Origin of the sequence: Agrobacterium sp. SOY23, from assembly GCF_027212525.1 — a bacterium.
In the GTDB taxonomy this organism is placed as follows: Bacteria; Pseudomonadota; Alphaproteobacteria; order Rhizobiales; family Rhizobiaceae; genus Agrobacterium; species Agrobacterium tumefaciens_I.
Window position 1 is genome coordinate 150,630 of the sequence record NZ_JAPWDT010000006.1, and the last position, 13,344, is coordinate 163,973.

Consider the following 13,344-nt stretch of genomic DNA (forward strand, 5'->3'; position numbering starts at 1 on the left):
GTCGATCTCCTCCCTTGAGGGGGAGATGTCCGGCAGGACAGAGGGGGGTGAGCCTCACCCTCCAACCTATACCGAACACCAACCAAACCCACCCCAAGAGGAGGATCACCATGAGCACAGGTTTTTTCGGCGATATCGCCAAGATCAAATATGAAGGCCCCGACAGCACCAATCCGCTGGCCTTCCGCCATTACAATCCCGACGAGATCGTCGCCGGCAAGCGCATGGAAGATCACCTGCGTTTTGCGGTGGCTTACTGGCACACCTTCACCTGGCCGGGCGGTGACCCCTTTGGTGGCCAGACCTTCCAGCGCCCGTGGTTCGAAGACACGATGCAGGCCGCCAAGCTGAAGGCCGATGTCGCCTTCGAATTTTTCTCGCTGCTCGGTTCGCCATTTTATTGCTTCCACGACGCGGACGTGCGCCCGGAAGGCAAAAACTTCGCCGAGAATACGAAGAACCTCAACGAAATCGTTGATTATTTTGCTGAAAAGCAGGCCCAGACTGGCGTGAAACTCCTCTGGGGCACGGCGAACCTCTTCTCCAACCGTCGCTTCATGTCCGGTGCAGCAACCAATCCCGACCCGGATGTCTTCGCTTTCTCCGCCGCAACCGTGAAGACCTGCATGGATGCCACCAAGAAGCTTGGCGGCGCGAACTATGTTCTGTGGGGCGGTCGTGAAGGTTACGAGACCCTGCTCAACACCGATCTTTCCCGCGAGCTCGACCAGCTCGGCCGCTTCCTCAATCTGGTGGTGGAATATAAATACAAGATCGGCTTCGAAGGCACGATCCTGATCGAGCCCAAGCCGCAGGAGCCGACCAAGCACCAGTATGACTACGACGTCGCCACCGTTTATGCCTTCCTGCAGAAGAACGGGCTGGAAAAGGAAGTGAAGGTCAATATCGAGCAGGGCCACGCCATCCTTGCCGGCCATTCCTTCGAACACGAGCTTGCCATGGCCAATGCCTTCGGCATTTTCGGCTCCATCGACATGAACCGCAACGATTACCAGTCCGGCTGGGATACCGACCAGTTCCCCAATAACGTGCCGGAAATGGCGCTTGCCTATTACCATGTTCTCGCTGGTGGCGGTTTCAAGAATGGCGGCACCAACTTCGATTCCAAGCTGCGTCGCCAGTCGCTCGATCCGCAGGACCTGCTGATCGGCCATATCGGCGGCATGGATTGCTGCGCCCGCGGCCTGAAGGCGGCGGCGAAGATGGTCGAGGACGGCGCGCTCTCGAAGCCGCTTTCCGAGCGTTACGCCAAGTGGGATTCTGCCGAAGCGCAGAAGATGCTGCGCGGCGAGCTGAAACTCGAAGAGATCGCGGCGCTGGTGGAGCGTGAGGATATCAACCCCGAGCCGAAGTCCGGCCGCCAGGAATATCTCGAAAACGTGGTCAATCGTTACGTTTGACGGGATCAAAGGGGGCGGCAGCGTTGCCCCCTCATCGCCTCGCTTCGCTCCGGCACTTCTCCCCGGCGGGGAGAAGAACAAGCGTCACGCTCCTTGCCAAACGCGGGGGGCTCTGCACATTTCTTCTCCCCGCCGGGGAGAAGGTGGCCCGAAGGGACGGATGAGGGGGCTTGCTTGCGATCTTCTCCGAATGGCGAGGACAACTCTGTGCCATCCCTCCATCCTTTTCAGTCACTTTCGAAAAAATCCTTCCTCTCCCATCCCCATCACCCCATTTGGCCGCATCATTCTTCCCGCAACCGGAACGGAAGGGCGATACGCGCGGCGTCTTTCGCGAACCGGAGGCCGGCATCGACAAGCATGGTTCTGGCAAACCGTGTTTCGGAGAGGCGTCCCGCCGGGCCAGAGGCGGGAAGGGCTGATCGGATAGATGCCGTGAAAAGGCTGTAGACGACGGGCCGTGATTGCGGTCTGGGTGATGCGGCCCGGCGAATGCAAAACTTCCACCACTTCCCATTCCAACCGCATTCTCCGGGCCTGTCTCCTGCGCCGCCGGCAGTGCCGTCGCGGTGGCATCTCCGCATGCAAAGCGCTTTGGACCTGTTATCTGCGCAGTCTGAAACGTTGTAGATTTCACGCCTCCCGACTGTACCTCGCAAGCGACATGGTCTAAACCGCTGCTGATCTTTTCACGCTCGATGGATGACGAAGGGCCTTTCAGATGACCGATCCCAAAGCGCTTGCCGCCCGTTTCCCCGGTGATTTCCTGTTCGGCGTCGCGACCGCCTCGTTCCAGATCGAAGGCGCAACCAAGGCGGATGGCCGCAAGCCCTCCATCTGGGATGCCTTCTGCAATATGCCGGGCCATGTCTTCGGGCGTCACAATGGCGATATCGCCTGCGACCATTACAATCGCTGGGAAGAAGACCTCGATCTCATCAAGGAGATGGGTGTCGAGGCCTATCGTTTCTCCATTGCCTGGCCGCGCATCATTCCCGATGGTTTCGGGCCGATCAACGAAAAGGGCCTGGATTTTTACGACCGCCTCATCGATGGCTGCAAGGCGCGCGGCATCAAGACCTATGCGACGCTTTACCATTGGGATCTGCCGCTGACGCTGATGGGTGATGGCGGCTGGGCCTCGCGCTCCACCGCGCACGCCTTCCAGCGCTATGCCAAGACCGTCATGGCCCGTCTCGGCGACCGGCTGGATGCGATGGCGACCTTCAACGAACCCTGGTGCGCGGTGTGGCTCAGCCATCTCTATGGCATTCACGCGCCGGGCGAGCGCAACATGGAGGCGGCCCTTGCCGCCATGCATCATATCAATCTCGCCCATGGTTTCGGTGTGGAAGCCTCCCGCCATGTCGCGCCGAAAGTGCCGGTGGGGCTGGTGCTGAACGCCCATTCCGTCATTCCCGCTTCTGATAGCGAGGCCGATCTCAAGGCCGCCGAACGGGCCTTCCAGTTTCACAATGGCGCCTTTTTCGATCCGGTCTTCAAGGGCGAATATCCGGCCGAGATGATGCAAGCCTTGGGGGATCGCATGCCGGTGGTGGAGGCGGAAGACCTAGCCATCATCAGCCAGAAGCTCGACTGGTGGGGCCTGAATTATTACACGCCGATGCGCGTTGCCGACGATGCGACGCCGGGCGCGGAATTCCCCGCCACCACGCCGGCTCCCGCAGTCAGCGATGTGAAGACCGATATCGGCTGGGAGGTTTACGCGCCGGCGCTCAAGTCGCTGGTCGAGACCCTCTATAAGCGTTACGACCTGCCGGAATGCTACATCACCGAAAACGGCGCCTGCTATAATATGGGCGTCGAAAACGGCGAGGTGGATGACCAGCCGCGCCTCGATTACTACGCCGAACACCTCGGCATCGTCGCCGATCTCATCCGTGACGGATATCCGATGCGCGGTTATTTCGCCTGGAGCCTGATGGATAATTTTGAATGGGCCGAAGGTTATCGCATGCGCTTCGGTCTGGTGCATGTGGATTATGATACGCAGGTGCGGACACTGAAAAACAGCGGCAAATGGTATAGCACGCTTGCCTCGGGTTTCCCGAAGGGGAACCACGGCGTGGCGAAGGGGTAAGACCTCTCCACCGTCATCCTCGGGCTTGTCCCGAGGATCTGCTGCCTACTGATTTTATTCAACGTGATTAGATTCTCGGCACAGGGCCGAGGATGACGTTGCGAGGATGCGCGGCGGGTGCGTCAAAAAGTTCTCTCCCCTTATTATCAGTTTTCCCAACTTTTTTATCGGTTACCTCGCGGTGCCTGCTTGCGCCCGCCGTCCCGTCTCCTATGTGAGACGGGCTACGAAGGCGTAGCGTCCGTTTCTGCCGGTCAAGGGGCAAGGCGGGCTGGTCCTCCCAGGGAAAACGAAGATGCTTATTGAAAAACTCAACTGGCGTTATGCCACCAAGAAAATGGATCCTGCCAAGACCGTGTCTGAAGACAAGGTCGAGCGCATTGTCGAGGCGGCGCGGCTTGCCCCCACCTCCAGCGGCCTGCAGCCCTTCGAAGTGATCGTCGTCACCGATCCTGAAGTGCGCGCCAAGATCCGCGAGATCGCCTGGAACCAGGCGCAGGTGACCGATGGTTCGCATCTCTTGGTCTTTGCGGCATGGGACAATTACACCGAAGAGCGGATCAACCACATGTTCGATCTGGTCAATGAAGAACGCGGCATCAAGAATGAAGGCTGGGAAGCCTATCGCCAGATGCTGCTTACCACCTATCCGCAGCGCGACCAGCAGGTGAATTTCGAACACGCCGCCCGCCAGGCCTATATCGGTTTCGGCATGGCCGTGGCACAGGCCGCCTTCGAGGGCGTGGATTCCACCCCGATGGAAGGTTTTGATCCCGCCAAGCTCGATGAAATCCTCGGCCTGCGTGAAAAGGGCCTGCGCTCCGTCACCATCCTGCCGCTCGGTTATCGTGAACCGGAAGGCGACTGGCTGGTGAACCTGAAGAAGGTGCGCCGCCCGGCCGAAGAATTCGTCAGCCGCGTCTGATTTCAAGCTATTCGCAAAAGCTTCACTGCCGCAGAGCCGTTATCACGGCTTTGCGGTAGATTTTTTCTCTCTTTTCAGATAATTGAAAAAACATCCCTGTTAAAAGGTGGCGTGTGCGGGCAAGTATGCGCCATCGAATTGCCGATCCCCGGCATTTCTGAGTGAAAGCCTGACGAAATGACCCGGAAAATCAGCTGTCATCGAATGTGCCCGAAGGCTGCATGAAGAGAGCGGTTCAGCACCGCAACAGGATTTTTTGAGACCCGATCCGTCACGCATTCCCAGAGTTCACAATGAGTTTTCCATCCAGTGCGGCCTCGCCCGCGCGTAAAGAACAGGCGGTCCCGGAAGGGGCGGCAAAGGAGCCGATGGTCACGTTTGAAGGCGTGACCAAGACCTTTGGCGGCGCCGACGGCAAGCCCGGCTTCGCAGCCCTTGCCGGTATCGACTACACCGTACCGAAAGGCTCCATCACCGGCATCATCGGTCGCTCCGGTGCGGGCAAGTCCACGCTCATCCGGCTCGCCAACGGCCTTGAAAAGCCCTCGACCGGCCGTGTGGTCGTTGATGGCGTCGATGTCGCGGCGCTCGACGAAAAGAGCCTGCGCACGCTGCGCCGTTCCGTCGGCATGATCTTCCAGCACTTCAACCTTTTGTCCTCACGCACGGCTTTCGACAATGTGGCGCTGCCGCTTGAAATCGCCGGCCTGGGCAAGAAGGAGATCGAAACGCGCGTCGCGCCGCTGCTCGATCTCGTCGGCCTTTCCGATAAGGCGAAGCGTTATCCGGCGGAACTCTCGGGTGGCCAGAAGCAGCGTGTCGGCATTGCCCGCGCGCTCGCCACCCAGCCGAAGCTGCTCCTTTCCGACGAGGCTACCTCGGCGCTCGATCCGGAAACAACGCAATCCATTCTCGAGCTCCTCAAGCGCATCAATGCCGAACTCGGCCTCACCGTGCTGCTCATCACCCACGAAATGGAGGTGGTGAAGACCATCGCCTCGCAAGTGGCCGTCATCGACAGGGGCCTGATCGTCGAGGAAGGCACGACCTTCGACATCTTCACTGCGCCGAAACACGAGACGACCCGCAGCCTGCTGTCGTCCTCAGTCGGCGTGAAGCTGCCGCACTGGGTCACCTCGGGGCTGAAGCCGCAGGCGGCGGAAGGCGACCGCGTTCTGGTGCGTCTGGTGTTCTTCGGCGAAACGGCCTTCCAGCCGCTGACGGCGCGTCTCGTTGCTGAAATCGGCCCGGATGTGAACATTCTTGCCGGCACCATCGAGGAGATTTCCGGCGAGCCCTTTGGTTCGCTCGTCGTCTCCTATCCGGCCTCGGCGGATGTCACCGCCCGCGCCAGCCGCTTTTATGCGGAAACCGGTCTTCACACGGAGGTGCTCGGTTATGTCGCCTGATATGATCTTCAACCTTCTCTCGAAGGGCCTGTTGCAGACCCTGCACATGGTCGCGGTCGCCGGCATTGTCGGTTCGCTGATCGGCGTGCCCATGGGCGTTTTCCTCGCCACCAGTGGCAAGGGTGAACTGTTTCCCGCACCGATGACCAACCGTATTCTCGGCCTCATCGTGAATGCGGCGCGCTCCACGCCCTTCATCATCCTGGTGGTGGCGATAATTCCCTTCACCCGTATCGTCGCCGGCACGTCGATCGGCACCAATGCGGCCATCGTGCCGCTGACGGTCGCGACCGTTCCCTTCATCGCAAGGCTGGTGGAAGCGGCGATCCGCGAGGTGGACAAGGGTCTCATCGAGGCCGCCCGCGCCATGGGCGCGACACCGTTGCAGATCGTCACCAAGGTGCTGCTTGCCGAAGCCAAGCCCGGCATCACGCTGGCGCTCACGCTCACGCTGGTCAGCCTCATCGGTTATTCGGCCATGGTCGGTGCGGTCGGCGGCGGCGGGCTGGGCGATCTCGGCATTCGCTACGGTTACCAGCGCTTCATGCCGGATGTGATGCTGGCGGTGGTTCTGGTGCTGATCGTGCTGGTGCAACTGGTGCAGAGCGCCGGAGACCGGCTGGCGCGCAGCTTCGACAAGCGGACCCGCAAGAATTAACTGCGTTTATAATAACAACCCAAGGAGACACCCATGAAGAAACTTATTCTCGCGGCTTCGCTCGCCGCTCTCTTCACCGCCGGTCAGGCGCTGGCGGAAACCATCAAGATCGGCGTCACCCCCGCCGAGCACGCGCAGATCATGGAGCAGGTGAAGAAGATCGCGGCCGCCAAGGGCCTCGATATCGACATCATCGAATTCTCCGACTATGTCGTGCCGAACCAGGCGCTGAATGATGGCGAGCTGCAGGCCAATTCCTTCCAGCACCAGCCCTACCTCGACAACCAGATCGCCGACCGCAAGTTCGATCTCGTCAGCGTCGGCACCACCATCACCACTCCGATGGGCGTTTATTCCAAGAAGGTGAAGAGCCTTGACGAGCTGAAGGACGGCGCAACCGTCGGTATTCCGAACGACCCGACCAATGGCGGCCGTGCGCTGCTGGTTCTCGCTTCCAAGGGTGTTCTCAAGGTCAAGGAAGAAGCCGGCCTGAAGGTAACGCCTGCCGACATCACCGAAAACCCGAAGAACATCCAGATCGTCGAGCTTGACGCCGCCCAGCTGCCGCGTTCGCTGGACGATACCGACGCCTCGGTGATCAACACCAACTATGCGACGGCTGCCGGCCTGAACCCGAAGAAGGATTCCATTGCCATCGAAAGCGAAAAGTCTCCTTATGCGAATGTCATCGCCGTTCGCGCGCAGGACAAGGACAAGCCGTGGGTGAAGACGCTGGTGGAATCCTACCAGAGCCCGGAAGTGAAGGCCTTCATTCTGGAGAAGTACAACGGCACGGTCATTCCATCCTGGTAAGAAGCGCCGTACTGTAAAAATGACGACCTCTCCCGTTCGCGGGGGAGGTTTTTTGTTTTCTGGATGGGCGTAAATCGGTCCTGCATGAAAAACCCCTGTCGTTTTATGGAAGAATTTTTCACGGTCCCGCGCCAACTGTCGTTTTATACCCGTTGTTTTTCGGGTCTGGGTTGTGATGCGGCTTAACGGCTTCTGAATGTTTCCTTCGCAAGATGATGCTTTCGAAGGGGATTTCATGCGGATTGCGCCGCGCAACATTGGGGACTATTTGCCGGTCGGGCGCAGAACCGCCGTCGGCGTCGTGTTGTCCACCTTCGCGCTGGTGCTTCTCATCGTCACCGCGCTGGTCCTTTCCGCCCTCAGCCAGGTCCGCGAAAAGGCGAATTCGCTCGACAATGCCCGCTCGCGCGAGACAACGGCGGGCGCGCTCGTCACCTTTCGCGAGCAGCTGGGTGCGACGCTGAACGACTATGCCGCCTGGGACGATGCCGCCGAATATGTCTATGCCCCCGACCGTTTCGACTGGGTGGCAAGCAATTACGGCGAGATGACGGTCAATAACGATCTTTTCGATACCGCGGTGATCATCGACGAGAATGACAAGGTTCGCATGGCCTATCAGAACGGCAAGCCCGTGACGTGGAGGCCTGACGTCTACTTTGCCGGCGGCCTCAAGGAAATGGTCGCGCGCGTGCAGGCCATGCGTCCCGGCATCACCTCGCAGGTCACGGGTTTCATCAAAACCGACGATGGCATTGCCGCAGCCGGTGTCGCGCTGGTGCGGATGAAGTCCGGGGCGCTGCCGTCGGTCGGCGCAGAGCGGCGCTATCTGGTGTTTGCCCGTCATCTCAAGCAGGCGACGGTGGACAAGCTTGCCCGCAACTACGTCATAGAGGGTTTGGAACTGCAATATGGCGACGGGCCTGCCGCAAACCATGTGGATATCGTCAATCCGCTGGGGCAGGTACTCGCCCGGCTCGTCTGGCGCTCGCATCTGCCGGGAGATGTCAGTTTTCATGAGGCGCGGCCGGTCGTCTTCACCGCGCTCGGCATCGCGGGAACGTTTTTCCTGGTGCTGCTCATCATCGGCTCGGCCACGCTCGACCGGTTGAAGGCGGATGAGGCGGCGGCGCGGGAAGAGGCGCTGCGCGACCGGTTGAGCGGGCTCGACAACCGCGCCGGGCTCTTTGCCCGCCTGAACCGCATGGTGGGCAGGGCCCGCCACGACAAGACGGATATCAAGCTGCTTTATCTCGATCTCGACGGTTTCAAGGAGATCAACGATTCCTACGGCCATGCCGCCGGCGACCGGCTTATCAAGGGCGTGGCGGCGGCGCTGAGGGTGCTGGTGCCGGAAGGTGCGGTGCTGGCGCGGCTCGGCGGCGATGAATTCGCCATTGCCATCCAGGGGGATGACGTCTGGCTGGAAGGCCGCAAGCTTTGCCTGGCGCTTCTCGAACTCTTCACCGAACCCTTCAGCATCGGTGAAAGGGTGGCGAGCATCGGCTGCAGCATCGGCACCTCGGTTTCCCGCGCCGGTGATATAGATGGCGAGGAATTGCTGCGGCGTGCCGACATGGCCATGTATCAGGCCAAGGAGAACGGTCGCGGCCGTTATGTCGCCTACGAATTGAAGATGGATGCGCTGCGCGAGGAAAAGCTGCAGCTGGAAGCGGATCTGCGCTCCGCCATCTTGAACGACGAGATTTCGGTGGTCTATCAGCCGGTCGTCAGCGCCGCCACGCGCTGCATCACCGGCGTGGAGGCGCTGGCTCGCTGGCAGAGGCCGGGTTACGGTTTCGTGCCGCCGGATATCTTCATCGCCGCTGCCGAAACCAGCGGTCTTATCGACCGGCTCGGCCTTCTGGTGCTGCGCAAGGCCTGCGAGACGGCGCGGCAATGGCCCTCCATCAAGCTCTCCGTAAATATTTCGCCGGTACAGTTCCGCAATCCGGCGTTTTCCGGCCAGGTGGCGGATATTCTCGAGGCCACGCAGACACCGTTTGAAAGGCTGCGGCTGGAAATGACGGAAGGTTATTTCATCCAGCATCCGGAACGGGCAAGTGCGGCGATCGACAAGCTGAAACAGCTCGGCCTGCATATCGCGCTCGACGATTTCGGCGCGGGTTTTGCGAGCGTCGGATATCTGCGCCGCTTCGGTTTCGACCGGATGAAGATCGACCGATCGCTGATCATGGCGCTGGAGCAGGGCGGACGCTCGCTGGAAATGTTGCAGGCCACGGTGGCGCTGGCGAAATCGCTCGATATTCCGGTGACGGCCGAAGGCGTCGAGACCGAAGAGCAGGCGGCCATTCTGCATCTGTGCGGCTGCGATGAATTGCAGGGTTACCTGTTCTCGAAGCCCGTTGCGGCGGAAGAGATCACGGCCATGCTGGATGGGCAGGATGCGCCGCTGTTTGCGCTGCGGGCGGGGGCGTGAGTGATTTGAACGCCGTCACGCCGGACTAGATCGGGGGCCAGCGCGATCAAGTCCTCGATCGCTGAAGACCCCTCTCACAGCGCAGACCCGCCGTGGCTGGATGCCGGATCTAGTTCGGCATGATGGGGAAGAAAATGGGCCGCCGCCCCGGCTCACCGTCCCAGATGCCGCTCGCCGCGCTTTTTCGCCAGTTCGATCTGCTGCTGCCGGTCGCGGAACCGCTGGCGGTCCTCCTCGCTGCGGTCGTCGTAGCAGCTCGGGCAGGAAACGCCTTCCTCGAATTTGGGAGACAGGCGCACTTCCGGCGTGATCGGGTTGCGGCAGGCGTGGCAGAGCTGGTGGTCACCTTCGGCAAGGCCGTGCACCACCGAGACGCGCTCGTCGAAGACGAAACAGGCGCCTTCCCACAGGCTCTCTTCTTCCGGCACCTCTTCAAGATACTTCAGGATGCCGCCCTTGAGGTGGAAAACCTCGTCGAAACCCTGTTCCTTCATGAAGGCCGTGGCCTTTTCGCAGCGGATGCCGCCGGTGCAATACATGGCGATCTTCGGCTTGTTGTGCAGGCCGGGATTGTTCTTCACCCAGTCGGGAAACTCGCGGAAGGTTTTCGTCTTCGGATCGACCGCGCCCTTGAAGACGCCGATGGCGGTCTCGTAATCGTTGCGCGTGTCGATGACGATGGTGTCCGGATCGGAGATCAGCGCGTTCCAGTCCTGCGGGTCGACATAGGTGCCGACGATGCGGTTCGGATCGATATCCGGCACGCCCATGGTGACGATTTCTTTCTTCAGCTTCACCTTCAGCCGCACGAAAGGCATGTGCGAGGCGCGGCTTTCCTTGTGCTCCAGTGCGGCGAATTCCGGCTGGGCGCGCAAGAAGGCGAGGACGGCATGAATGCCCACATCCGGCCCGGCAATCGTGCCGTTGATGCCTTCGGCGGCGAGCAGCAGCGTGCCCTTGACGCCATTTTTCTGGCAGAGCTCGAACAGCGGCTCACGCAGGCTCTCGAACCGCGGCAGGCGGGCGAAATGGTAAAGCGCGGCCACAAGGAAATCACCAGAGACTTCCGGGCGGGGGAGAATGGTCGTGTCGGTCATGGCCGCTGAAATACAGCGACGGCGGCCGCAAAGCAATATTTATCAGCGGGTCGCGCTATTTTGAAAATCGTCAAATCGGGAGGTTTTGCGGGTTCCCCGGTCGCTTTCGCCGTGGTGTGCGGGCAAAAAGGCCGCCGCAGTCTAAAGTTCACCGTTGTGCGGAGTGCATATCATCTTCGTCATTCCGGCCTTGAGCCGGAATGACGAAGGTGGGTGAGCACCGTGTGAGAAGTTCGGGCTACTTCGCCGCCCGCCGCCACAACTGGCCGATGATACGGCTTTCCGTGCGGGCGGATTCGGAAAAGACCTCGTCCGCCAGTTCAAGGCCTTCGGCGCGCAGCGCCTGCTGCCGGGCGATGATGGCATCGAGAAGCAGAGCCAGCCGCTCGCCATTGCCGAAGCGTTCCGGCTCGCGATCGGCGATGGCTGTGAGGATGGAGAGATCGTGTTCATGGCCGAGAATGTCGACCAGCCGCTTGGTGTCGGCCCGTTTGGCGCGCATGGCGGAGGGCCACAGCCGGCGCATCAGGCCCAGATGCATCCAATAGGCCTGCCCGGCCTTGCGCAATTCATGGAAATGTTCGACGTCGGCCTGCTCACGGCAATCGGCGAGCGCCTTGAGTGCACTTTTCCTCTGTTTGGCCCAGCTTGTCCGCAGCAGCCGGACGGCGTCCTTCAGCTCGTCCGGCAGGGACAGGTCCTTGAGCGCCTTGCGCCCCTCTTCGCAGCCGGCAATGGCAGCGGCGATCGCCTCATCGAGACCGGCCTCATGTTCCAGGGCGTAATCGCGGCGCTCGCGCAGCATTGCGGTGATCGAGCGCAGCGCCTGCGCCTGTGTCTCGGAGAGCGCAAAGGCCTCGAGATATTCCGCCGTTTCCACCAGCGCCGTGGCATCGCGCGCGAAGGCGAGAGAACGGGCAATATCGCGGAAGCGGGCATTTTCATCACGGCTGAAATCCGGCGTCGCCCTGCGGATGAGGCGGTAAAGCGCGCGCAGCCGCTTGAAACGTTTGCGGGCATCGTGCACCGCTTCATGCGAACCGGCCGGCTGGTCGCGAAGGATGGTGATCGTATCGTCGATCAGTTCCAGTCCGACACGGCGGACTTCTTCGCCGAAGGGTTTTTTCGGGTCAATTTTGAAGGACATCCGACAGCTCTCCGTTCGGACAGTTCATGGCTAGCGACTGATTGGAAAAGCGGCGGTCGCCGGTCACTTCTTTTCCGAGCCAGAAGGGAAGGTCCGGATTGGCGTTTTCGTCGTCCATTTCCACTTCGGCCACGATCAGGCCACGATATTTGCCCTCGAAAACATCGATCTCCCAGGTGAAACCGCCATGATCGACGGTGTGGCGCGTCTTTTCGATCACCACGCCCGCGGCGCTCGCCATCAGCTCTTCCGCGTCCTTCAGGGGGATGGAATATTCATATTCGTCGCGGACAAGCGCGCTCGCGCCGATCTTGATGGTCAGTGTCGCATCACGCCCATCGACGATTCTCACCCGGACCGAACGATGTTCCATGGAAGCGACATATGCCTGCCGGAAAGCCATGCTATGGGTCACTTCATCGCGCCATTCACCGCCCGCAACAAGAAACTTCCGTTCGATTTCCTTGGCCATGCTGACTCCGCAAACTGGTGCGCCAGACTAGCGCAGTGTGACATTTTTATGAAGTGAATTGATTGAAGTCTCTGGATAAAAATGCGGCTGGTGCGCCTCGACATGAAAGGCGAGGCAGGCTAATTCGTAGACGGAATTTCAATCGTTTCAATAGCGCAAGGAGGCTCATCTTGGCCCAGGACTCCGAAAAACTGCTCTCCATCCTCAAGCTTCAGCCGGTCGTGCCGGTCCTGATCGTGGATGATGCCGCATCTGCCGTGCCGCTCGCGCGCGCTTTGGTCGCAGGCGGCCTGAAGGCAATCGAGATCACCATGCGCACACCGGCCGCACTCGATGCCATCCGCGCGGTTGCCGCGGAAGTGGAAGGCGCCAATGTCGGTGCCGGCACCATCCTCAACGCGAAGGATTTCGAAGCGGCGGCCGAGGCGGGCTCCACCTTCATCGTCAGCCCCGGCATCAATAAAAGCGTGCTGGAAGCCGCGCGCGGTTCAAAGGTGCCGCTGCTTCCGGGCGCTGCCACCGCCAGCGAAGTCATGGCGCTGCGCGACGAGGGCTACAAGGTTCTGAAGTTCTTCCCGGCCGAACAGGCTGGCGGCGCGCCCTACCTCAAGGCGCTGTCTTCGCCGCTCGCCGGCACCGTGTTCTGCCCGACCGGCAGCGTGTCGCTGAAGAACGCCAATGATTACCTGTCGCTGCCGAACGTCGTCTGCGTCGGCGGCTCCTGGGTTGCCCCGCGTGAACTGGTGGCGACCGGCGACTGGGCGGGCATCACCAAGCTTGCCGCGGAAGCAGCTGCGCTGCGCGGCTGATTTGCGTCCTGTCAAACCCGTTCACGAAGGCGTGAGCGGGTTTGACATTTGT

11 protein-coding genes are annotated in these 13,344 nt (G+C 60.7%); 8 read left to right on the forward strand and 3 right to left on the reverse strand.

The window, feature by feature from the left end; all coding sequences use genetic code 11:
* The first annotated feature begins 110 nt into the window (after nucleotides 1-110).
* The 7 genes from xylA (at nucleotide 111) to O3S81_RS18135 (ending at nucleotide 9,767) form a co-directional block, all read left to right on the forward strand.
* Complete coding sequence (xylA, locus tag O3S81_RS18105; protein ID WP_269345385.1) at nucleotides 111-1,421, forward strand: xylose isomerase; 1,311 nt, start codon at nucleotides 111-113, stop codon at nucleotides 1,419-1,421.
* Nucleotides 1,422-2,142: 721 nt separating this feature from the next.
* Complete coding sequence (locus O3S81_RS18110) at nucleotides 2,143-3,522, forward strand: GH1 family beta-glucosidase (RefSeq protein ID WP_269345387.1); 1,380 nt, start codon at nucleotides 2,143-2,145, stop codon at nucleotides 3,520-3,522.
* Nucleotides 3,523-3,817: 295 nt separating this feature from the next.
* A complete protein-coding gene (locus O3S81_RS18115; RefSeq protein ID WP_269345389.1) occupies nucleotides 3,818-4,447 on the forward strand; it encodes an NAD(P)H-dependent oxidoreductase in 630 nt (209 codons plus the stop codon).
* A 293-nt stretch (nucleotides 4,448-4,740) separates the two neighbouring features.
* Nucleotides 4,741-5,856 carry a methionine ABC transporter ATP-binding protein gene (locus O3S81_RS18120; RefSeq protein ID WP_269345391.1) on the forward strand — a complete coding sequence of 372 codons (1,116 nt, stop codon included), beginning with the start codon at nucleotides 4,741-4,743 and terminating at the stop codon, nucleotides 5,854-5,856.
* Entirely contained in the window at nucleotides 5,846-6,514 is a 669-nt protein-coding gene (locus O3S81_RS18125; protein ID WP_269345393.1) for a methionine ABC transporter permease, read from the forward strand. The genes O3S81_RS18120 and O3S81_RS18125 overlap by 11 nt, the downstream gene beginning before the upstream one ends.
* Nucleotides 6,515-6,547: 33 nt before the next feature.
* The gene (locus tag O3S81_RS18130; RefSeq protein WP_269345395.1) at nucleotides 6,548-7,327 is read left to right on the forward strand and encodes a MetQ/NlpA family ABC transporter substrate-binding protein; all 780 of its coding nucleotides are present in this window, start codon (nucleotides 6,548-6,550) and stop codon (nucleotides 7,325-7,327) included.
* 196 nt (nucleotides 7,328-7,523) lie between these two features.
* The gene (locus O3S81_RS18135; RefSeq protein ID WP_269345397.1) at nucleotides 7,524-9,767 is read left to right on the forward strand and encodes a bifunctional diguanylate cyclase/phosphodiesterase; all 2,244 of its coding nucleotides are present in this window, start codon (nucleotides 7,524-7,526) and stop codon (nucleotides 9,765-9,767) included.
* Nucleotides 9,768-9,919: 152 nt separating this feature from the next.
* Here the strand turns inward: O3S81_RS18135 and trhO are convergent, their stop codons facing one another.
* The 3 genes from trhO to O3S81_RS18150 form a co-directional block, all read right to left on the reverse strand.
* Complete coding sequence (trhO, locus tag O3S81_RS18140; RefSeq protein ID WP_269345398.1) at nucleotides 9,920-10,864, reverse strand: oxygen-dependent tRNA uridine(34) hydroxylase TrhO; 945 nt, start codon at nucleotides 10,862-10,864, stop codon at nucleotides 9,920-9,922.
* A 238-nt stretch (nucleotides 10,865-11,102) separates the two neighbouring features.
* On the reverse strand, nucleotides 11,103-12,011 hold the full coding sequence (locus O3S81_RS18145; protein WP_269345399.1) for a CHAD domain-containing protein: 909 nt from the start codon (nucleotides 12,009-12,011) through the stop codon (nucleotides 11,103-11,105).
* Nucleotides 11,995-12,483, reverse strand: a complete 489-nt coding sequence (locus O3S81_RS18150; protein ID WP_269345400.1) for a CYTH domain-containing protein — start codon at nucleotides 12,481-12,483, stop codon at nucleotides 11,995-11,997. The genes O3S81_RS18145 and O3S81_RS18150 overlap by 17 nt, the downstream gene beginning before the upstream one ends.
* A 170-nt stretch (nucleotides 12,484-12,653) precedes the next feature.
* Here O3S81_RS18150 and O3S81_RS18155 point away from each other — a divergent pair, with 170 nt between their 5' ends.
* Nucleotides 12,654-13,292, forward strand: coding sequence for a 2-dehydro-3-deoxy-phosphogluconate aldolase (locus O3S81_RS18155; RefSeq protein WP_003499143.1), 639 nt, complete (start codon nucleotides 12,654-12,656; stop codon nucleotides 13,290-13,292).
* Nucleotides 13,293-13,344: the final 52 nt, after the last annotated feature.

Bases quoted from the DNA above. Each gene is read 5' to 3' on its own strand.
- xylA (WP_269345385.1), top strand. From the start codon at position 111: ATGAGCACAGGTTTTTTCGGCGATATCGCCAAGATCAAATATGAAGGC.
- O3S81_RS18110 (WP_269345387.1), top strand. From the start codon at position 2,143: ATGACCGATCCCAAAGCGCTTGCCGCCCGTTTCCCCGGTGATTTCCTG.
- O3S81_RS18115 (WP_269345389.1), top strand. From the start codon at position 3,818: ATGCTTATTGAAAAACTCAACTGGCGTTATGCCACCAAGAAAATGGAT.
- O3S81_RS18120 (WP_269345391.1), top strand. From the start codon at position 4,741: ATGAGTTTTCCATCCAGTGCGGCCTCGCCCGCGCGTAAAGAACAGGCG.
- O3S81_RS18125 (WP_269345393.1), top strand. From the start codon at position 5,846: ATGTCGCCTGATATGATCTTCAACCTTCTCTCGAAGGGCCTGTTGCAG.
- O3S81_RS18130 (WP_269345395.1), top strand. From the start codon at position 6,548: ATGAAGAAACTTATTCTCGCGGCTTCGCTCGCCGCTCTCTTCACCGCC.
- O3S81_RS18135 (WP_269345397.1), top strand. From the start codon at position 7,524: ATGTTTCCTTCGCAAGATGATGCTTTCGAAGGGGATTTCATGCGGATT.
- trhO (WP_269345398.1), bottom strand. From the start codon at position 10,864: ATGACCGACACGACCATTCTCCCCCGCCCGGAAGTCTCTGGTGATTTC.
- O3S81_RS18145 (WP_269345399.1), bottom strand. From the start codon at position 12,011: ATGTCCTTCAAAATTGACCCGAAAAAACCCTTCGGCGAAGAAGTCCGC.
- O3S81_RS18150 (WP_269345400.1), bottom strand. From the start codon at position 12,483: ATGGCCAAGGAAATCGAACGGAAGTTTCTTGTTGCGGGCGGTGAATGG.